This window comes from Aliiroseovarius sp. (genome assembly GCF_030148435.1).
In the GTDB taxonomy this organism is placed as follows: domain Bacteria; phylum Pseudomonadota; class Alphaproteobacteria; order Rhodobacterales; family Rhodobacteraceae; genus JASBTN01.
In genome coordinates, this window is the sequence record NZ_JASBTN010000012.1 from 1 (window position 1) to 19,047 (window position 19,047).

A 19,047-nucleotide genomic window follows, 5' to 3' on the forward strand; every position below is an offset into this window, starting at 1 on the left:
TTTGCCGTTCTGCGCGGCGCGCTCGTAGATATATTGCGCGATCGGGGTGGAGCCGACGAAGCCCACAGCCTGGATGATCTCGTGATCCAGGATCGCGTCGACCGCGCCCTTGTCGCCGTTGACGACCTGCAGCACGCCATCCGGCAGACCGGCTTCTTTCAGCAGTTCGGCCAGCATCAGCGGCACGGAGGGGTCACGCTCGGACGGTTTCATGATCATCGCGTTGCCGGCGGCCAGGGCCGGGCCCATCTTCCACAGCGGGATCATGGCAGGGAAGTTGAAAGGCGTAATGCCCGCGACAACGCCCAGCGGCTGACGCATCGAATACATGTCGATGCCCGGACCGGCGGAGTCGGTAAACTCGCCCTTCAGCAGGTGCGGCGCACCGATGCAGAACTCGATCACTTCCAGGCCGCGCTGCACGTCGCCCTTGGCGTCGGGGAAGGTCTTGCCGTGTTCCGAGGACAGTTTCTCGGCCAGCTTGTCCATGTCGCGGTTGATGAGGTCGACGAATTTCATCATCACGCGGGCGCGTTTCTGCGGGTTGGTGGCGCCCCAGGCCTTCTGGGCCGCGGCGGCAGCGGCGACGGCGGCGTCCATTTCTTCCTGGCTGGCCAGGGCGACCTTGGCCTGCACTTCGCCGGTGGCGGGGTTGTAGACATCCGCGAAGCGGCCCGAGGTGCCAGCGACCAGTTCGCCGTTGATCCAGTGTCCGATTTCTTGCATGGGGGTATCCTCCCTTAGTGTTCCGGGGCAGAATAGGCTTGCATTTCTGCGTGGAAAAGAGGCAGTTTTCCAAAAGGGTTTTGCATTTTTGCAATACGGTTTCGCGCGTGCCGCGCGATCCGGGGGGCTTTGCCCCCCACGGCCTTCGGCCTCCCCCCAGGATATTTGTCGAAAGATGAAAGGGGGAAGGGAGAAAGATGGGAGCAGCGTGTGGACTGGGATGATCTGAGGGTGTTTCTGGCGGTGGCGCGGGCGGAGAGCCTGTCGCGCGCGGGAAAGGCGTTGAAGAAGGACGCGGCCACGGTGGGGCGGCGGGTGGCGCGGCTGGAGGCTGCCTTGGGTGCGCCGCTGTTTGCCAGGTCGCCGCAGGGGTATGCGTTGACCGACGCGGGGGGGCGGCTGTTGGCCCATGCGGAGGCAGCCGAACAGGCGCTGCGCGCCGGGGCAGAGGAACTGGCGGGGCAGGCCGGGCAGCTTTCGGGCCAGGTGCGCATCGGGGCGCCGGATGGCTGTGCGAATTTCGTGCTGCCCCAGGTCTGCGCCGCCATTTCGCGCGAACACCCCGAGCTTGACCTGCAGATCGTCGCCCTGCCGCGGGTCATCAACCTGTCGAAACGCGAGGCGGATATTGCCATTGCCGTGTCCCCGCCCGAGGCTGGGCGATTGACCGTGCAGAGGATTACCGACTACCGCCTGCACCTGGCCGCCAGCGAAGACTACCTGGCGGGGGCTCCCCCCCTGGACAGCCTGGCGGATCTGCCCGCCCATCCGGTGGTCGGCTACATCCCCGACATGATCTTCGACAAGGAGCTGGATTACCTGTCCGAGACCGGGGCGGAGCGGGTTTCGCTTGCCTCGAATTCGGTTTCCGTGCAGCTCTGGCTGTTGCGTCACGGCGGGGGCGTGGGCATTGCCCATGACTTTGCCGTGCCTTTCGCACCGGGGCTGAAACGGGTTCTGACCGAGGCGCTCAGCCTGACCCGCAGCTTTTACCTGATCCGCCATGCGGGCGATGCGCGAGTCGAGCGGCTGTCGCGTGTTGCCGAGGCGCTGGTGCGTGGCATCCGGGCCGAGGTCGTGCGGCTTGAAAGCATGGCTTGACACCCGCCGGGATAGGGGGGACGCTGGCCCTGCGCGAAAACACGATATCCCGCGCCAAAACAGCGCCAAAACAGCTAGGAGGACATGTGAATGCTGGTGAGCCAGATCCTGAAAGACAAAGACCTTGCCGGGGTCCTTACGGTGAAACCCGGTACGAAGGTGGCCGCTGCGTCGGCGCTTTTGTCCGAGAAAAGGATCGGCGCCGTGATCGTGTCCGAGGACGGTGTGCGCCCGGCAGGCATCCTGTCCGAACGCGACGTGGTGCGCGAGCTGGGGAGCCGCGGCTCGCCCTGCCTGGATGACGTGGTCGACAATATCATGACCTCGGATCTGGTGACATGTGTGCCTTCGGATCGTGCCATCCAGGTCTTGCAGGTGATGACCGAAAAGCGGTTCCGCCACATGCCGGTGATGGACGGCGACAAGATGGTCGGCGTCGTGTCGATCGGCGACGTTGTGAAGGCGCGGCTGGACGAGCTATCGAGCCAGGCCGACGCGCTCAAGAACATGATCATGGGCTACTGAGCTTTTCGGAGGCTGCGTAGAACTACGCTGCATCGCGGAAATTTCTTGCAATCGCGCGCGCAATATTGTTGCGTGCGCGAAACGTCAGGAGGGCAGTATCATGCGCATCGGTCTTTACCCCGGCACTTTCGACCCGGTCACGCTGGGCCATACCGACATCATCCGGCGCGCCTGTGCGCTGGTTGATCGCCTGGTCATCGGCGTGGCGATCAATCGTGACAAGGGCCCTCTGTTCACGCTGGAGGAACGCGTCGCCATGGTCGAGGCGGAATGCGCCAAGGTCGCCGAGGAGACCGGCACCGAGATCGTCGCTCATCCGTTCGAGAACCTGCTGATAGACTGCGCCCATGACGTCGGCGCGCAGATCATCCTGCGCGGCCTGCGCGCGGTCACGGATTTCGAATATGAATACCAGATGGTCGGCATGAACCGCGCCATGGATGCCAGCGTCGAAACCGTTTTCCTGATGGCCGAAGCCAAGTATCAGGCGATTGCCTCGAAACTGGTCAAGGAAATCGCGCGGCTGGATGGTGACATCTCGAAATTCGTCAGCCCCGACGTGCGCGTGCAGTTGCTGGAGCGGTTGGGAAAGGCCTGATCCAGCCTGCCGCCCGAAAGCAAAAAAGGCCCGCCAACTGGCGGGCCTTTTGACAACTTGTTCAGCGATTACAGGTGCTTGCCCATCTCCGCTGCCGTGTCGAGCATGCGGTTCGAGAAGCCCCATTCATTGTCGTACCAGGACAGGATGCGCACCATGTTGCCGTCGATCACCTTGGTTTGGTCCAGCGCGAAGGTGGAGCTCATCGGGTTGTGGTTGAAATCCACCGACACGAGCGGACGCGCAGTATAGCCCAGCACACCCCTCAGCGAGGTGGAGGCCGCGTCGATGACGGCCTCGTTGATCTCTTCGGCCGTGGTGGCGCGGGTGGTTTCCACGGTCAGGTCAACGCAGGAGACATTCGGGGTGGGGACGCGGATCGCGACACCGTCCAGCTTGCCGTTCAGCTCGGGCAGGACCAGGCCGACAGCGGCGGCGGCCCCGGTCGAGGTCGGGATCATCGACATGGCGGCGGCGCGGGCGCGGTAGAAATCCTTCTTGTGCATCGTGTCCAGCGTCGGCTGGTCGCCGGTGTAGGAGTGGATCGTGGTCATGAACCCTTTGGCGATGCCCACGGAATCCTGCAGCACCTTCGCGACCGGGGCCAGGCAGTTGGTGGTGCAGGAGGCGTTCGAGACATGCAGGTCGGCGGCGGACAGGCGGTCGTGGTTCACACCGTAGACAATGGTCTTGTCCGCGCCCTTGGACGGGGCCGAGACCAGCACGCGGCTCGACCCGTTCTCCAGGTGGATCTTGGCCTTGTCGCCGGTAAAGATACCGGTGCATTCCAGCACGATATCGACGTCGCCCCAGGGTAGTTCGGCCGGGTTGAACACCGAGCTGACCTCGATCGGGCCACGGCCCGCATCGATCGAGTTTTCGGTCCACTTGACCTCATTTTTGAAACGGCCGTGCACGGAGTCGAATTCGAACAGATGGGCGTTCATCTCGACCGAACCGAGGTCGTTGATCGCAACGATTTCGATGTCGTCGCGGTTCTGTTCATGCAATGCGCGCAGCACAAGGCGCCCGATGCGCCCGAACCCGTTGATGGCAACCTTGGTGGTCATGTCCTCATCCTTCATGCGGCTGTGCGGGGCGATCCCCGCGGGGTCTCGGCGAAAATGTTATCGCTAACAACACCAAAAAAACGCAAAGGTCAAGGGGGTGCGGCATTGCGGCACTCTGCATTTGCGGGCGGGGCGGAAAGCGGCTCAGCGCCAGAAGGCGAGCCATTCGGTCAGTTCCAGAAGCTTCCGGGCCAGGAACAGCGACATGGCCCCATCCATCAGCAAATAGTCGGCGCCGAAAAAGGCCAGGACAATAAGTGCAAGGACAAGGGCGATCTGGTTCGTCATGGCCGGACCATCGCAGGTTGTGCGGGGCGGATCAAGGACTTAGCCGGTCAGAGGGGCGCCGCATGCTGGCATCGGGGTCAATTCGTACTGCGCCACGGATCGACGGGACGGGAAAGGCGCGCAACAAGAAAGCCCCGCCGGATCGGGCGGGGCTTTCTTGTCACTTCATGCGGGTGAGGTTCAGCCCAGTTGGCCCATCAACGCGGCGACATCGGCCATGCGCACCGAGAAGCCCCATTCGTTGTCATACCAGGCCAGCACGCGCACGGTGCGCCCGCCTACGACCTTGGTCTGGTCGGGGGCGAAAATCGAGCTCTGCTCGGTGTGGTTGAAGTCGATCGAGACCTTGGGTTCAGGGTCGTAACCCAGCACACGGCCCATGGGACCGGCGGCGGCCTCGGCCATTACCTGGTTGATCTCTTCCACGCTGGTGTCGCGCCTGGCGGTAAAGGTCAGGTCCACGGCCGAGACATTCGGGGTTGGCACGCGCAGGGCGGTGCCGTCCAGCTTGCCCGCCAGTTCCGGCAGCACTTCGCCCAGGGCCTTGGCGGCCCCGGTCGAGGTCGGGATCATCGCCATGGCGGCGGCGCGGGCGCGGTACAGGTCCTTGTGGCGGCGGTCCAGCGTCGGCTGGTCCCCGGTGTAGCTGTGGATCGTGGTCATCACGCCGCTTTCGATGCCGACCGCATCGTTCAGCACCTTGGCCAGCGGGGCCAGGCCGTTGGTGGTGCACGACCCGTTCGAGACCATCTTGTGCGCGGTTTCCAGTTCCTGGTCGTTGACGCCGAAGACGATGGTCTTTTCGACGTTCTTCGCGGGGGCCGAGATCAGCACCTTGCCGGCGCCCTGTTCCAGGTGCACGGCGGCTTTCTGGCCGTCGTTGAACTTGCCGGTGCATTCCAGCACGACGTCGCAGCCCGACCAGTCCAGCTCCCCGGGTTCGTAGGTCGACATCATCTGCATCGGGCCACGGCCGATATCCATCGTGTTCCCGTCGACGGAGATCTCGTTCGGATAGCGCCCGTGCACGCTGTCGTATTTCAGAAGATGGGCGGCGGTTTCGATCGGGCCGGTCGCGTTGACCTTGACGACCTGGATGTCGTTGCGCCCCGAAGCCGCGATATGCGCCAGGGTGCAGCGCCCGATGCGGCCGAAGCCGTTGATGCCGACTGTGACGGTCATGTGATGATCCCCTCAGGCTGGGGCGCCGTTCGCGCAGGCGCCCATGAAGCAGTTTGGGGGCTCTATACCGGCAGCGCCTTTCCCGGCCAATGGGAAAACGGGTTTGACGACAGCTTGTTAGCGAAAACATCGCCTGTTAACGCAAACCTTTCGGCGCTACCTGCCGCGGGGAGCGGTCGGGCGGACCTCCCCTTGCCCATGTCGCGACATGCGTTAGGATCGCGCCAAGTGCAGGAAATGTGCAGGACAGGAGCGCAGGATGAGCGGTTTGATCGCCCTATTGGATGACGTGGCGGGCATTGCCAAGGTGGCGGCGGCGTCGATCGACGATGTTGCGGGCCAGGCGGCCAAGGCCGGTGCGAAGGCGGCCGGTGCGGTGATCGACGATGCCGCCGTCACGCCGAAATACGTGCAGGGGTTCCGCGCCGATCGCGAATTGCCGATCGTCGGCAAGATCGCCTGGGGTTCGATCAAGAACAAGCTGATCATCCTTCTGCCCGTCGCCATGCTGCTGTCCAGTTTCGCCCCCTGGGCAATTGCGCCTTTGCTGATGCTGGGTGGCGGGTATCTGTGTTTCGAAGGGGCGGAAAAGATCTGGCACGCGCTCTTCCCGCAAGACCACACATGGGACCATGCCGAACATGACGAGGGCGACCCCACCCACCTGGAAGAGGCCAAGGTCGCCGGGGCCATCAAGACCGATTTCATCCTCTCCGCCGAGATCATGACCATTGCGCTTTCGGCCATCCCGCCGTCGAACATCTACATGAAAACGGCGACGCTGGCGGTGGTGGCAGTGGGCATCACCGTGGCGGTCTATGGCTCGGTCGCGCTGATCGTGAAGGCGGATGATCTTGGGCTTTTGATGTCCAGCAAGGGGCGTCTGGGCGTGACCCGCGCCACCGGGCGCGGCATCGTCAAGGCCATGCCCGGTTTCATGAAACTGCTGACCGTGGTGGGCACGGCGGCGATGCTCTGGGTCGGCGGCAAGATCGTCGTGCCCGGACTGCGCGAGATGGGCTGGTCCCCGATCTATGACGTCATCAAAGAGGCCGCCAAAAGCGCCTCCCACGCGGTGGGCGAAGGCGCGGCGGGGATCGTGGGCTGGGCGGTGACAGCCGGGTTGGACGGGGTGTTCGGCTTTCTTCTGGGCCTGCTTCTGATCCCGCTGGCCACCCGTGTGATCGGCCCGATCTGGGGCGCGGTGTTCAAGGGCAGGGCATAGCCAGAACGCGTATTGTGACAAGGAAAGAGCCGCCGCGGAAACCCACGGCGGCTCTTTGTTTTCGTGTCGGGCAGCTTATGCCAGCAGGTCGCGCACCTTCTGGGCGACGGCCTCGGCGGTGATACCGAACTGTTCGAACAGGGTGCCGGCCGGGGCGGAGGCGCCGAAGCTCTCCATGCCGACGAAACCCTGCTTGGCCTCGCGACCGCGTTCACCCAGCAGGAGCTTGTCCCAGCCACCGTCACGCACCGCGGCCTCGACGCCGACCCGCACGGGGCCCGCGGGCAGCACGCGACGGCGATAGGCTTCGTCCTGCTCGGTAAAAAGCTCCATGCACGGCATGGACACCACGCGGGTGCCAACGCCGGCATCCTGCAGGATCTCGCGCGCCTTAAGCGCGGTTTCGACTTCCGAGCCGGTGGCGATCAGGATCGCCTGGCGCTTGCCCTCGGCTTCCGCCAGCACGTAACCGCCCTGGGCCACCAGGTTCCGGGTCTTGTGCTCGGTGCGCACGGTGGGCAGGCCCTGACGGGTCAGCGCCAGCACCGACGGGCGGTCCTTGGCGGTCAGGGCGATGTCCCAGGCCTCGGCGGTTTCCACCGTATCCGCCGGGCGGAAGGTGTAGCTGTTCGGCGTGGCGCGGCAGATCGCCAGGTGTTCGACCGGCTGGTGAGTCGGGCCGTCTTCGCCGACGCCGATCGAATCGTGGGTCATCACGAAGACGGTCGGAATGCCCATCAGCGCGGCCAGGCGCATCGAGGGGCGGGCGTAGTCGGTAAAGACGAAGAAGGTGCCGCCGTAGGGGCGCACACCGCCATGCAGCGCCATGCCGTTCATCGCGGCGGCCATGCCGTGTTCGCGAATGCCCCAGTAGACGTAACGCCCCTTGCGGTTGTCGGTGTCGAACACGCCCAGGTCGCCGGTCCTGGTGTTGTTCGAGCCGGTCAGGTCGGCCGACCCACCCACGGTTTCCGGCATGATCGGGTTGATCACCTCCAGCGCCATCTCGGACGACTTGCGGGTTGCCACCTTGGGCTGCTCGTCCGAGACCTGTTTCTTCAGTGCACGCACCACGGCGGACAGGCGCTTGGGCGCGTCGCCGTCATAGGCGCGGGTGAACTCGGCCTGTTTGCGCTCGGAAATCGAGGCGAAACGCTCCTTCCACTCGGCATGGGCCTGGGCGCCACGGGTGCCCATGGCTTCCCACTGCGCCTTGATCTCGTCCGGCACCACGAAGGGGCCGGTGGTCCAGCCATAGGCCTCCTTGGCGGCGGCCAGCTGTTCGGCATCGGTCAGCGCGCCGTGGCCCTTCGACGTGTCCTGCGCGGCGTGACCCAGGGCGATGTGGGTCTTGCAGGCGATCATCGACGGTTTCTTGGTCGACTTGGCCTTGGAGATGGCCGCGTCGATGGCCACCGGGTCATGGCCGTCGATTTCCTGCACATGCCAACCGGAGGCCTTGAAGCGGCTCACCTGGTTTGTGCGGTCCGACAGCGAGACCTTGCCGTCGATGGTAATGTCATTGTTGTCCCAGAAAACGATCAGCCTGGACAGCTCGTGACGACCGGCGAGGCCGATGGCCTCCTGGCTGATGCCTTCCATCAGGCAGCCGTCGCCGGCGATCACGTAGGTGTGGTGATCCACGACCTTCTTGCCGAAGCGGGCGCGCTGGATCTCTTCGGCCATGGCGAAGCCGATCGAGTTGGCGATGCCCTGACCCAGCGGGCCGGTGGTGGTCTCGACGCCCGAGACATGGCCATATTCCGGGTGCCCGGCGGTGATCGCGCCCCACTGGCGGAAGTTCTTGATCTGATCCAGCGTCACGTCCTCGTACCCGGTCAGGTACAGCAGCGAATAGATCAGCATCGAGCCGTGGCCCGCCGACAGGATGAACCGGTCACGGTCGGCCCAGCGGGGGGCCTTCGGATCGAACTTCAGGTGCTTTTCGAACAGCACGGTGGCGACGTCGGCCATGCCCATCGGCATGCCGGAGTGGCCGGAGTTGGCGGCGGCGACGGCGTCCAGGGTCAGTGCGCGGATGGCAGCGGCGCGCATCCAGTGGTCGGGGTGCTCTTTGCGAAGGGTGGCGATGTCCACGAGTGTCGTCCTTTGGCTGCGACTGATTTCGCAACGCTCTTAGCAGCCGGGCGGTGAAGATCAAGCAAAAGGGCCAAATGCTTGACCCCAAAGGGCGGGCAAGTAACCTGTGAGACAGATAAGCTGCGCTTTGAGGCGCGTTTCCGGGCGATTCGCCGGGATTTGGACAGATACGCGGGGACAACAGGCAGAGCATGAGTGACTTGGCAGAACTGGAACGCCGCATAATCGCGGCGCTGGATCGGATCGGGCAGGGGGTCGAGACGCTGAACGCCGCACCGGCCGGGACGCCCGCGGATGACGGGCGTATCGCCGAACTTGAGGCGGCGCTGGAAGAGGAGCGCACGGTCAACGCCCAGCTCGAGGAACGCGTCAAGGCGATCAAGGAACGTCAGGACAAGACCGTCGACACGCTGGCCGACGAGGTCGAGCGCCTGCGCGAGCTGCTTGAGGAGGAAGAGGCCTCGGTCGCGCGTCTGCGCAAGATGAACGGCGAATTGCGCGCCAACAACGACGCCCTGCGCGAGGCGCTGAGCGCGGGCGTGGCCGAACCGCATCTGATCAACAAGTCGATGATGGCCGAACTGGAAGCGCTGCGTGCGGCCCAGGCGGCCGACCGCTCTGAACTGGACGCGGTGCTGGGCGAACTGGGCCCGCTGGTCGATGCGATGGAAAAGGAGGCTGCTGATGCCTGACGTGAATATCACCATTGGCGGACGCAGCTTCGAAGTGGCCTGCCAGCCAGGAGAGGAGCATTTCCTGACATCCGCCGCCGAGATGCTGGATGCCGAGGCCTCCGTCCTGACCGCGCAGATCAAGCACCTGACCGAGGGGCGGATGCTGCTGATGGCCGGGTTGATGCTGGCCGACAAGACCGCCGCGATGGACGACAGGGCCCGTTCCGCCGAGGCGCGTCTGGCCGAGGTCGAGGCGGAGCTCGAAGCGCTGAAATCCGCCCCCGGGCCGGAGCCTGAGAGGGTCGAGGTGCCGGTCATTCCCGACGTGGTAACAGACACGCTGGCGGAACTTGCCGCCCGCGCCGAAGCCGTTGCCGCCTCGGTCGAGGAGAAGGTCGCGGGCTGAGGCGACCTTGTGGCCGGGCCGTTGCACACGGCCCCGCCCACCCACCTAGCGCCGTGTGAATCGGCCCGGTGCTATGGATTTCCCGCCATCAAAAACGCCAGGACAGGTGAAAACCGACAGGTCTGCCCATGCCCTTCAAGCTCTCTGCGCTTTCCGACCTGACCGTGCTGCCCTTTGACGACATCATCGACGTGCGCTCGCCGTCGGAATTTGCCGAGGACCACATCCCCGGCGCAATCAACCTTCCGGCCCTGTCGGATGCGGAACGGGCCAGGGTCGGGACGATCTATGTGCAGGAAGACCGGTTTCTCGCCCGCAAGATCGGCGCGGCGCTGGTGGCGCGCAATGCCGCCGACCACCTGCAAGGCCCGCTGGCGGATCGTCCCGGCGACTGGCGCCCCCTGGTCTATTGCTGGCGTGGCGGGCAGCGCTCGGGCAGTTTTACTTCGATCCTGCAACAGATCGGCTGGCGCGCCCAGGTGGTCGGGGGCGGCTACAAGAGCTACCGCCGTCTGGTGGTCCAGGCGCTCTATGACACTCTCTGGCCCGGCGACATTGTCCTGATCGACGGCGGCACCGGCACGGCCAAGACACGGCTGCTGGCACAGATCGAAGCGCGGGGCGGGCAGGTTCTGGACCTCGAGGCGATGGCGGAACATCGCGGATCCCTGTTCGGACCGATGGGCGAGGCGCAGCCGCATCAGAAGACATTCGAGAGCCGGCTGGCGATGCAGATGGCACGGCTGGACCCGGCGCGACCGGTCTTTGTCGAGGCGGAGAGCAGCAAGATCGGCCGGGTGATCATCCCGCCCGCCCTGTGGAAACGGATGATCGGCGCGCGCGTGGTCGAACTCAATGCGCCGCTGGAGGCCCGGGTGGGGCATCTGGTTACGGCCTATGACGACCTTGTCACGGCGCCGCAAAAGCTCGATGCGGTGCTGAGGAAACTCATTCGATACCACGGTCATGCGCAGGTCGAGCGCTGGCAGGGGCTGGCGTCGGCGGGGGATTTTGCCACTTTGGCCGGTGAGCTGATCACGGCCCATTACGACCCGCGCTATGCCCGTGTGTCACGGCGCGATGTGGCGCCGGAGGATCGGCTGGATCTGCCGGACCTGAGCGACGAGACACTAGAGGGCGTGGCGCGTGAGCTGGTCGGGGATGTACATTAGAAATATCCTTCAACGCACTGATATAAAATCATTTTGCGCAGAAAATCTTCGGAGTCCCATCGACCACCTTCCCGATTGCACTCGCCTCGTGCCCCAGCTGGCGCAGTGCGGCGACGAGGGCTTCGGCCCGTGCGGGCGCAACAGCCGCTAGCAGCCCGCCTGCGGTCTGCGGATCATGCAGAAGCGCTCCGCGCGCGCACTCGGCGCCCGCAACCGGCGCGGCATCGCGATTGGCGGGATAGAGCGTCGAGCGATACCCGGCTTCGGCCAGCGCCAATGCGCCGGGGTAGAGCGGGATCGCGTCCAGCGTCAGCTCGGCCCCCACGCCCGAGGCGCGGCAGATTTCCATCAGGTGCCCGGCCAGGCCGAAACCGGTCACATCGGTCATGGCATGAGCTTCGGCCAGAACCTCGGCCGCGTCGCCCTGGGGGCGGGCGAGGGTGGCCAGCAGATGTGCCACGTCATGGCCGCGGGCAGCGCCCTGCATCTCGGCGGCCAGCACGGTGCCCGCACCGACCGGACGGGTCAGGATCAGCGCATCGCCCGGGCGCGCACCGCCCTTGGTGATCGGTTCGTCCACCAGCCCGGTCAGGCTCAGCCCGACGGTCAGTTCGGCGCCCATGGTGGAATGGCCGCCGACAACTTCGGCCCCGGCGGCGCGGATGACCTCGCCGGCGGCCTGCATGATCTCGCCCAGGCTGCGGCTTTGCAGGGGCGCGGACATGCGTGGCAGCGTGACCTGCACCATGGCGGATTGCGGCTGTGCCCCCATCGCCCAGATATCCCCCAGCGCATGCACGGTGGCGATGCGCGCCATCCGGGCGGGGTCTTCGGTAAAGGCGCGCAGGTGGTCGGTGGTCAGCACCTGACGGGTCTGGCCCAGATCCAGCACGCCCGCGTCATCGCCGGGGCCGGACAGCACATCGGACCGGGAGGGCGCGGGCAGGGTCGCCAGTACGCCCGACAGCGCCTCTGGCCCCAGTTTCGAGCCGCAGCCCCCGCAGAGCGGTCTGCCGCCCAGCTCTTCGCGCACGCCCTGGGTGACAAGGGACGGAAGCGGGGCCGTGGGCATCTTCGGCAGATCCTGGAACATGCGCATGAACTTGCGGTCGATCCGGTCCTTCCAGCGCCAGACCCAGGGGGCCGCGAAGGAGAGGCCGTATTTCTCGGCAATCGCCTCCTGCCCGCCGAGGGAGACCAGTTTCAGGTAATCCCCCTGGGGCCGGTAGCTCTTGGCGGGATCGCCCAGAAGGGCCGCGCGCAGGTTGTGAAACAGCACCGGGCCCGCGCGCACCGCATAGACCCCCGCCTTGGGCCGCGGGGCATGGGACAGATAGGCGCAGTCGCCCACCGCAAAGAGATCGCGCCGCCCCTCTACGCGCAGGTAGGCATCAACCTTGACGAACCCGTCCCCGGTCAGGGGCAGGGGGCTGTCGGCCAGCCAGCGATGGGCAAAGGCGCCCGCCGCCCCGACGGTGAACCGGGCGGGCACGGTGCGGCCATCTGCCAGTTCCACACCTTCGGCAGTCAGACGCGTCACCTCCGCGTTCAGCTCGACCGCGACACCGTGACGGGCCATCGCGGCCTTCAGGTGACGGGTGGCGCCGGCGGTCTTGCCGGTGATGCGTTCACCGGCTTCGATCACGGTGACGCGGGCCATGTCTGCAACGTCGCGGCGCAGCGCATGGGCCATGGCCAGCGACAGCTCGGCCCCGGCCACGCCACCGCCAATCACCGCAACCTCCGGGGGGATTTCCCGCGCCTTGGCCCGGGTCAGAAAGCCCTGCCAGCGCGTGGCGTAGGCATCCAGCGGTTTGGCGCCGGTGCCGAACATGGAAAACCCTTCGATATCAGGCAATTCCGCGTGGATGCCCACGTCGATCGAGGCGAGGTCATAGGCGATCTGGCGCGCGCCGACCGTGACGATACCGGCGTCGGGATCAATCGCGCTGGCCTCACCAAGGATCAGCCGCGCCCCGGCAAACCGCGCCAGTTTCACAAGGTCGATATCCAGCGCCTCGCGCGTGTAATGACCGGCGATATGACCCGGCAGCATGCCGGAATAGGGCGCGGTGGGGCCGGGGTTGATCAGGGTCAGGCGCGTGCCGGGCAGGGGGGTCATGCCCCACATGCGCAGGACCAGCGCATGGGCGTGGCCGCCGCCGATCAGGACGAGATCGCGAGTAAAGGGGATTGGGATCTGCATGGGCGCACCTCGGGAAATTCCGTGTGCTGGCTTATCCCATTCGCGCGCCAAGCGCCACGCCAACTGGTGCGGCATGGCCGCGCTGCCCGGTGCGCGCCGGTCAGGCGCTGTCCTGCCAGACCATCTGTTCGAAGCCTTCGCGAAAGGCGAAACGGGCCAGGTGTTTGTCGATCACCATGCGGGCCCGGGCCTCGCTGTCCGGTTCGCGCAGGGTAAAGCGGACCCGCAGGCCGTCGCTGTCCGCCGACAGGTGTGCCGTGCCAAATGCGAAGCTGACCGTGCCTGCGGTCTCGGTAAAGGTGGTATCTGTCTTGTGGGCGAAATGCTTGCAGAGCTGCTGCAGGTATTTCGATCCGTTCGGGGTGTCGAACTGTCCGTTGAGGTCGGTCATCGGGGGCTCCTGTTCGCCATATCCATCGGGACTCAACGGTGGAGGTTTGCGCGGGCCTTCACAAGGGGTGAGTCTGACAGAAATAGTCGTGTATTCATTCGAAATATCTATAGCAGGTGAGCCCGGCCGGATGCGCGCGGCTTCGCTTTGTTCCAGCCGGGGATGGTGCGGCGTGGTCTCCCGGGCCAATATCATGCGAAGAATCAGCACGGGACGGACCACCGGGGAGGGGCCACCATGAACATCCTGTTCATCATGTATGACCAATTGAGGTTCGACTACCTCTCCTGCGCCGGTCATCCGCATCTCAACACGCCGAATTTCGACCGGGTGGCGGCAATGGGGGTGCGGTTCACCCAGGCCTATGTGCAGTCACCGATCTGCGGGGCGAGCCGGATGAGTTTCTACACGGGCCGGTATTGTGCCAGCCACGGGGCGCAGTGGAACGGGTTTCCCCTGCGGGTGGGCGAGCAGACCATCGGCGACCACCTGCGCAGGCTGGGCATGGGCTGTCACCTCATTGGCAAGACCCACATGGTGGCCGATGCCGAGGGGATGGAGCGGCTGGGCCTCACGCCCGACAGCGTGATCGGCGCGCGCCAGTCCGAATGCGGCTTTGATGCCTGGATCCGCGACGACGGGCTTTGGGGTGAGGGGCCGGACGGGTTTTATGACGCCAAGCGCTCGCCTTATAACGAGTATCTGAAATCAAAAGGGTATCCGTCCGAGAACCCCTGGTCCGATTTCGCCAACGCGGGGGTGGATGAGGAGGGCGAAATCGCCTCGGGCTGGATGTTCAAACATGCCGACAAGCCCGCGAATATCCGCGAGGAGGACAGCGAGACCCCCTGGCTGACCCGACGCACGATTGATTTCATCGAGCAGGCAGAGGGGCCTTGGTGCGCCCATGTGAGCTATATCAAGCCGCACTGGCCCTATATCGTGCCCGCGCCCTACCACGCCATGTACGGGCCGAACCACGTGCCCGCGCCCAAGCGTCACGAGGTCGAGCTGGACGATCCGCACCCGGTGCTGGGCGCCTATCAGCAGGGGCGCATCGGCCAGGCCTTCCAGCGCGATGAGGTGCGCCAGAAGGTGATCCCCGCCTACATGGGGCTGATCAAGCAATGCGACGACCAACTGGGGGTTCTGCTGGATCACCTGGAGGCCAACGGGCGGATGGAGGATACGATGATCGTGCTGACCTCGGATCACGGCGATTACCTGGGCGATCACTGGCTTGGGGAAAAGGAGCTGTTCCACGACCCTTCCGTGAAAATACCGCTGATCATCTACGATCCGCGCGCCGAGGCCGATGCCACTCGCGGCAGCACATGCGATGCCCTGGTGGAGGCGATCGACCTGGCCGCGACATTCGTGGAAGCGGCCGGGGGCAAGGTGCCGGATCACATCATCGAGGGGCGCTCGCTGATGCCCTGGCTGCGGGGGGAAGCCCCGAAATGGCGCGACGTGGCGATCAGCGAATATGACTACTCGGCCACCGGCCATTGCGAGGCGCTGGGCCTGGAGCCGCGCGACGCGCGGCTGTTCATGGTGTTCGACGGGCGCTTCAAGCTGATCCATGCGGAGGGCGGGTTCCGGCCGATGCTGTTCGATCTTGAGAGCGACCCCGAGGAGTTTCACGACCTGGCCAAGGGCGACGCCCACCGGGCCGAGATCGACCTGCTTTACGACCATCTTGCCCGGTGGGGGCGGCGCCTGTCGCAGCGGGTGACGCGGTCGGAAGACGACATCAAGGCCGCGCGCGGCAAGTCCGGGCGCAAGGGAATCCTGCCGTTCCTTTATGATGGCAGCGAAGTGCCTGAGGAGTTGACGGCGAAATACCGGGGCAAGGCCCCGGCGGATTATACGCCGGAGGGGTAGGGCGGCCGCACCAGAATTCTTTGACGAATTTTGCTGTCACCTCTCGCGGTTCTTTCGAACCGCTGTCGGTCAACGGGTGGCCTCGCTGCGCTCGGTGAGGGGTTTCACCCCTCGCGCTTCGCGCTCACCCCAGGATATTTTAGGCAAGATAAAGAGGGCGCCGGGCGCTGATCACACCGCCCGGCGTCATTGTTGTCAGAGGTCGAAACGGTCGGCGTCCATCACCTTGGCCCAGGCCGCGGCGAAGTCGGCGGCGAATTTGGCGCCTGCGTCCGCCTGGCCATAGACCTCGGCCAGCGCGCGCAGCTGGGAGTTCGAGCCAAACACCAGATCCACGCGGGTGGCGGTCCATTTCACCGCCCCGCCGGCCCGGTCCCGGCCTTCGTAGATGCCGTCTCCGCCGTCGCTCCAGGCCGTGCCCATGTCGAGCAGATTGGTAAAGAAATCGGTCGAGAGCGTACCGACGCGGTCGGTAAAGACCCCATGCGGGCTGCCTCCGTGGTTTGCGCCCAGAACCCGCAGGCCGGCGACCAGAACGGTCATTTCCGGGGCGGTCAGGCCCAGCAGTTGCGCCCGGTCGAGCAGCAGCTCTTCGGGGGCAATCGTGAACTCGGTACGCTGCCAGTTGCGGAACCCGTCGGCTTCGGGTTCCAGCACTGCCATGCCCTCGGGATCGGTCTGTGCCTCGGTGGCGTCGCCGCGCCCCAGGCTGACCGGCACCTGGACCGGGTGGCCGCCAGCCTCGGCGGCGCTTTCGACCGCCGCGGCGCCGGCCAGTACGATCAGGTCCGCCATCGACACGGGCCTGGCGAAATCGGCGCGGATCGCTTCGAGGGTGGAGAGCACACGGGACAGGTCCTCGGGTTCGTTCACAGCCCAGCCGCGCATCGGCTCGAGGCGGATGCGTGCGCCATTGGCGCCGCCGCGATGATCCGAGCCGCGATAGGTCGAGGCCGAGGCCCAGGCGGTTTTCACAAGGTCCGATACGGTGAGGCCCGAGGCCAGCACGGCGCGTTTCAGCGCGGTCACGTCGACATCGCCGAGGTCGGTTTCCGAGGCCGGGATCGGGTCCTGCCAGACCAGCTCCTCTTGCGGCACCTCGGTCCCCAGGTAACGGGCGCGCGGGCCCATGTCGCGGTGGGTCAGCTTGAACCAGGCGCGGGCGAAGGCCTCGGCGAACTGGTCCGGGCTTTCGTGGAAACGCTTGGAAATCGGGCCATAGATCGGGTCCATCCGCATCGCCATGTCGGCGGTGGTCATCATGGTCGAGACCTTGCGCGCCGGATCATGGGCCATGGGGGCCTTGTCGTCATCCGCCGCGCCGACCGGCTGCCAGATCCAGGCGCCCGCAGGCGACTTGGTCAGGTTCCAGTCATAGCCGAACAGAAGGTCGAAATAGCCGTTGTCCCATTGGGTCGGGTTGGCGGTCCAGGCGCCTTCGATACCGCTGGTCGTGGTGTCGTCGCCATGTCCGGAACCGTGTTCATTGGCCCAGCCCAGGCCCATCTGTTCGATGGGAGCCGCTTCGGGTTCGGCCCCGACCAGCTCCGGGTTGCCGGCGCCGTGCGCCTTGCCGAACGTGTGCCCGCCGGCGACCAGCGCCACGGTTTCCTCGTCATCCATGCCCATACGGCCGAAGGTGTCACGGATGTCACGTCCAGAGGCGAGCACGTCCGGATCGCCGTCCGGCCCTTCCGGGTTCACATAGATCAGGCCCATCTGCACCGCGGCCAGCGGGTTTTCCAAGTCGCGTTCACCGGAGTAGCGGCTGTTTTGGCCGCCGCTTTCCTGCAGCCATTCCGCCTCGGCGCCCCAATAGACGTCTTCCTCGGGCTCCCAGACATCCGCGCGCCCGCCGCCAAAGCCGAAGGTGCGCCCGCCCATGCTTTCGATCGCCACATTGCCCGCGAGGATCATAAGGTCGGCCCAGGAGATCGCGTTTCCGTATTTCTGCTTCACCGGCCAGAGCAACCGGCGTGCCTTGTCCAGATTGCCATTGTCCGGCCAGGAGTTCAGCGGCGCAAACCGCTGCTGCCCGGTGCCGCCGCCGCCGCGCCCGTCGGCGGTGCGATAGGTGCCCGCGCTGTGCCAAGCCATACGAATGAACAACCCGCCATAGTGGCCGTAATCCGCGGGCCACCAGTCCTGGCTGTCGGTCATCAGCGCGGTCAGATCCGCCTTCAGCGCCTTCAGGTCCAGCTTGCCGAATGCCTCGGCATAGTCGAAATCCGCCCCCATCGGGTCCGATTTTGCCGAGTTCTGGTGAAGGATGCGCAGGTTCAGGCGGTTGGGCCACCAATCGTCATTCGAGCGCATGCTGACATTGGTCGCCCCGTGCGCGACCGGGCACTTGCCCACGTTGTTTCCATCCATCTGGGATCCTCCTGAAGTCAAAATCTCTGACCCCAGAGTAGGGTCGGTTTTTGATAAACGGAAATTGCAACTTCGGATTGATGTGATAGGAATTGATTATGGCAAATATTACCCTCAGGCAGTTGCGCTATTTCAGGGCCTTGGCGAGTCACGGTCATTTCGGTCAGGCGGCCGAGGCGTCGGCGGTCTCTCAGCCGGCCTTGTCCGTACAGATCAAGGAACTCGAGGAACGGCTGGGCTGCACGCTCTTTGAACGCGAGCCGCGCGCTGTGCGGCTGACCGGGCTGGGGGCCGAGCTTCTGGAACGGGCGGAAGGTATCCTGCAATCGGTCGATGAGCTGGAGCTTCTGGCCCGCGCCGCGCAGGGGCGGCTGGCGGGCGCCTTGCGGATCGGCGTCATTCCGACCATTGCCCCTTACCTCCTGCCCGGCCTGCTGGGGGATTTCGCACACAGCCACCCGGAGCTGGACATCCGCATTCGCGAGACCATGACCTCGACCCTGCTGAACGAGCTGGGGCAGGGGCGGCTGGACCTGGCGATCCTGGCCCTGCCCGTGTCGGAACCGAACCTGGAGGAAGTCACCCTGTTCGAGGAACGGTTCGTTCTGGTCCGCCCCGAGGCCGAGGACGCTCTGCCCGTGCCGGATCCTGCCAGCCTGTCCGAGCGGCGGTTGCTGTTGCTGGAGGAAGGCCATTGTTTCCGTGACCAGGCCCTGTCCTTCTGCGGCATGAGCCCCGCCAGTGGCGCGCGGCAGAAAACGTTGGATGGCAGCTCGCTCACCACGCTGGTGCGTTTGGTCGAGGCAGGCTTCGGCGTGACCCTTATCCCGGAAATGGCGGTAGAGGCCGAGACCCCCGCCGCGAAAGTCTCGGTCGCCCGGTTCAGCGGCCCGGCTCCTGCGCGCCGCATCGGCATGGTCTGGCGCAGAACCGATCCGATGCGGGGGCATTATCGCGAACTGGCGGACCAGATCAGGGCAGGGGCCTAGGTTCTGTACTCATTAACTGGATTCCCAATTGCCGTTGTCTGTGATTCACTTTCCCGAACAGGAGGTGGATCATGGCACGTTTTGATTTGAGCGACGCGGAATGGCGGATTATCCAGCCGCTCCTGCCGAACAAGCCG

Annotated in this window: 17 protein-coding genes; 9 read left to right on the top strand and 8 right to left on the bottom strand. The window is 65.3% G+C overall.

The genetic code is table 11. The annotated features are described in order from the left end of the window. Positions 1-726: aldehyde dehydrogenase family protein (locus Q1V43_RS02590; protein ID WP_300513633.1), on the bottom strand; the 726-nt coding region annotated here is incomplete at its 3' end. Between the two features lie 210 nt (positions 727-936). Between Q1V43_RS02590 and Q1V43_RS02595 the strand changes: the two genes are divergently transcribed. The 3 genes from Q1V43_RS02595 to coaD all read left to right on the top strand — a co-directional run bounded on the left by Q1V43_RS02595 (position 937) and on the right by coaD (position 2,950). Continuing rightward, the gene (locus Q1V43_RS02595) at positions 937-1,827 is read left to right on the top strand and encodes a LysR family transcriptional regulator (RefSeq protein WP_300513635.1); all 891 of its coding nucleotides are present in this window, start codon (positions 937-939) and stop codon (positions 1,825-1,827) included. 90 nt (positions 1,828-1,917) lie between these two features. Then, entirely contained in the window at positions 1,918-2,352 is a 435-nt protein-coding gene (locus Q1V43_RS02600; protein WP_300513637.1) for a CBS domain-containing protein, read from the top strand. Between the two features lie 100 nt (positions 2,353-2,452). Then, on the top strand, positions 2,453-2,950 hold the full coding sequence (coaD, locus tag Q1V43_RS02605; protein ID WP_300513639.1) for a pantetheine-phosphate adenylyltransferase: 498 nt from the start codon (positions 2,453-2,455) through the stop codon (positions 2,948-2,950). Between the two features lie 68 nt (positions 2,951-3,018). On the opposite strand, the gene gap (Q1V43_RS02610) is transcribed toward coaD, so the two are convergent. The 3 genes from gap (Q1V43_RS02610) to gap (Q1V43_RS02620) all read right to left on the bottom strand — a co-directional run bounded on the left by gap (Q1V43_RS02610) (position 3,019) and on the right by gap (Q1V43_RS02620) (position 5,490). Then, positions 3,019-4,020, bottom strand: coding sequence for a type I glyceraldehyde-3-phosphate dehydrogenase (gap, locus tag Q1V43_RS02610; protein ID WP_300513641.1), 1,002 nt, complete (start codon positions 4,018-4,020; stop codon positions 3,019-3,021). A 144-nt stretch (positions 4,021-4,164) separates the two neighbouring features. Beyond that, positions 4,165-4,308, bottom strand: a complete 144-nt coding sequence (locus Q1V43_RS02615) for a hypothetical protein (protein ID WP_300513643.1) — start codon at positions 4,306-4,308, stop codon at positions 4,165-4,167. A 180-nt stretch (positions 4,309-4,488) separates the two neighbouring features. Beyond that, the gene (gap, locus tag Q1V43_RS02620) at positions 4,489-5,490 is read right to left on the bottom strand and encodes a type I glyceraldehyde-3-phosphate dehydrogenase (RefSeq protein ID WP_300513645.1); all 1,002 of its coding nucleotides are present in this window, start codon (positions 5,488-5,490) and stop codon (positions 4,489-4,491) included. A gap of 259 nt (positions 5,491-5,749) precedes the next feature. Here gap (Q1V43_RS02620) and Q1V43_RS02625 point away from each other — a divergent pair, with 259 nt between their 5' ends. Next, on the top strand, positions 5,750-6,715 hold the full coding sequence (locus tag Q1V43_RS02625) for a DUF808 domain-containing protein (RefSeq protein WP_300513647.1): 966 nt from the start codon (positions 5,750-5,752) through the stop codon (positions 6,713-6,715). Positions 6,716-6,790: 75 nt separating this feature from the next. Here the strand turns inward: Q1V43_RS02625 and tkt are convergent, their stop codons facing one another. Continuing rightward, positions 6,791-8,812: a transketolase gene (gene tkt, locus Q1V43_RS02630; protein WP_300513649.1), complete on the bottom strand. Its 2,022-nt coding sequence runs from the start codon at positions 8,810-8,812 to the stop codon at positions 6,791-6,793. A gap of 194 nt (positions 8,813-9,006) precedes the next feature. Between tkt and Q1V43_RS02635 the strand changes: the two genes are divergently transcribed. From Q1V43_RS02635 to mnmH, 3 genes are all read left to right on the top strand, one after another. Next, the gene (locus tag Q1V43_RS02635; RefSeq protein ID WP_300513651.1) at positions 9,007-9,507 is read left to right on the top strand and encodes a hypothetical protein; all 501 of its coding nucleotides are present in this window, start codon (positions 9,007-9,009) and stop codon (positions 9,505-9,507) included. Next, on the top strand, positions 9,500-9,895 hold the full coding sequence (locus Q1V43_RS02640; RefSeq protein WP_300513653.1) for a cell division protein ZapA: 396 nt from the start codon (positions 9,500-9,502) through the stop codon (positions 9,893-9,895). The genes Q1V43_RS02635 and Q1V43_RS02640 overlap by 8 nt, the downstream gene beginning before the upstream one ends. 128 nt (positions 9,896-10,023) lie before the next feature. Then, complete coding sequence (gene mnmH / locus Q1V43_RS02645; RefSeq protein ID WP_300513655.1) at positions 10,024-11,067, top strand: tRNA 2-selenouridine(34) synthase MnmH; 1,044 nt, start codon at positions 10,024-10,026, stop codon at positions 11,065-11,067. Positions 11,068-11,095: 28 nt separating this feature from the next. Here the strand turns inward: mnmH and selD are convergent, their stop codons facing one another. Together selD and Q1V43_RS02655 are read right to left on the bottom strand one after the other, a co-directional pair. Next, positions 11,096-13,273, bottom strand: coding sequence for a selenide, water dikinase SelD (gene selD / locus Q1V43_RS02650; RefSeq protein ID WP_300513657.1), 2,178 nt, complete (start codon positions 13,271-13,273; stop codon positions 11,096-11,098). Between the two features lie 100 nt (positions 13,274-13,373). After that, the gene (locus tag Q1V43_RS02655) at positions 13,374-13,664 is read right to left on the bottom strand and encodes a DUF2218 domain-containing protein (RefSeq protein ID WP_300513659.1); all 291 of its coding nucleotides are present in this window, start codon (positions 13,662-13,664) and stop codon (positions 13,374-13,376) included. A gap of 237 nt (positions 13,665-13,901) precedes the next feature. Here Q1V43_RS02655 and Q1V43_RS02660 point away from each other — a divergent pair, with 237 nt between their 5' ends. Next, positions 13,902-15,548, top strand: a complete 1,647-nt coding sequence (locus Q1V43_RS02660) for a sulfatase-like hydrolase/transferase (RefSeq protein WP_300513661.1) — start codon at positions 13,902-13,904, stop codon at positions 15,546-15,548. A 195-nt stretch (positions 15,549-15,743) separates the two neighbouring features. On the opposite strand, the gene katG is transcribed toward Q1V43_RS02660, so the two are convergent. Beyond that, entirely contained in the window at positions 15,744-17,921 is a 2,178-nt protein-coding gene (gene katG, locus Q1V43_RS02665; RefSeq protein ID WP_300513663.1) for a catalase/peroxidase HPI, read from the bottom strand. A 98-nt stretch (positions 17,922-18,019) separates the two neighbouring features. On the opposite strand from katG, the gene Q1V43_RS02670 reads away from it, so the two are divergent. Continuing rightward, entirely contained in the window at positions 18,020-18,910 is an 891-nt protein-coding gene (locus Q1V43_RS02670; protein WP_300513665.1) for a hydrogen peroxide-inducible genes activator, read from the top strand. The last annotated feature ends 137 nt before the right edge of the window (positions 18,911-19,047 follow it).

Bases quoted from the DNA above. Each gene is read 5' to 3' on its own strand.
- Q1V43_RS02600 (WP_300513637.1), top strand. From the start codon at position 1,918: ATGCTGGTGAGCCAGATCCTGAAAGACAAAGACCTTGCCGGGGTCCTT.
- coaD (WP_300513639.1), top strand. From the start codon at position 2,453: ATGCGCATCGGTCTTTACCCCGGCACTTTCGACCCGGTCACGCTGGGC.
- gap (WP_300513641.1), bottom strand. From the start codon at position 4,020: ATGACCACCAAGGTTGCCATCAACGGGTTCGGGCGCATCGGGCGCCTT.
- Q1V43_RS02615 (WP_300513643.1), bottom strand. From the start codon at position 4,308: ATGACGAACCAGATCGCCCTTGTCCTTGCACTTATTGTCCTGGCCTTT.
- gap (WP_300513645.1), bottom strand. From the start codon at position 5,490: ATGACCGTCACAGTCGGCATCAACGGCTTCGGCCGCATCGGGCGCTGC.
- Q1V43_RS02625 (WP_300513647.1), top strand. From the start codon at position 5,750: ATGAGCGGTTTGATCGCCCTATTGGATGACGTGGCGGGCATTGCCAAG.
- Q1V43_RS02635 (WP_300513651.1), top strand. From the start codon at position 9,007: ATGAGTGACTTGGCAGAACTGGAACGCCGCATAATCGCGGCGCTGGAT.
- Q1V43_RS02640 (WP_300513653.1), top strand. From the start codon at position 9,500: ATGCCTGACGTGAATATCACCATTGGCGGACGCAGCTTCGAAGTGGCC.
- mnmH (WP_300513655.1), top strand. From the start codon at position 10,024: ATGCCCTTCAAGCTCTCTGCGCTTTCCGACCTGACCGTGCTGCCCTTT.
- selD (WP_300513657.1), bottom strand. From the start codon at position 13,273: ATGCAGATCCCAATCCCCTTTACTCGCGATCTCGTCCTGATCGGCGGC.
- Q1V43_RS02655 (WP_300513659.1), bottom strand. From the start codon at position 13,664: ATGACCGACCTCAACGGACAGTTCGACACCCCGAACGGATCGAAATAC.
- Q1V43_RS02660 (WP_300513661.1), top strand. From the start codon at position 13,902: ATGAACATCCTGTTCATCATGTATGACCAATTGAGGTTCGACTACCTC.
- katG (WP_300513663.1), bottom strand. From the start codon at position 17,921: ATGGATGGAAACAACGTGGGCAAGTGCCCGGTCGCGCACGGGGCGACC.
- Q1V43_RS02670 (WP_300513665.1), top strand. From the start codon at position 18,020: ATGGCAAATATTACCCTCAGGCAGTTGCGCTATTTCAGGGCCTTGGCG.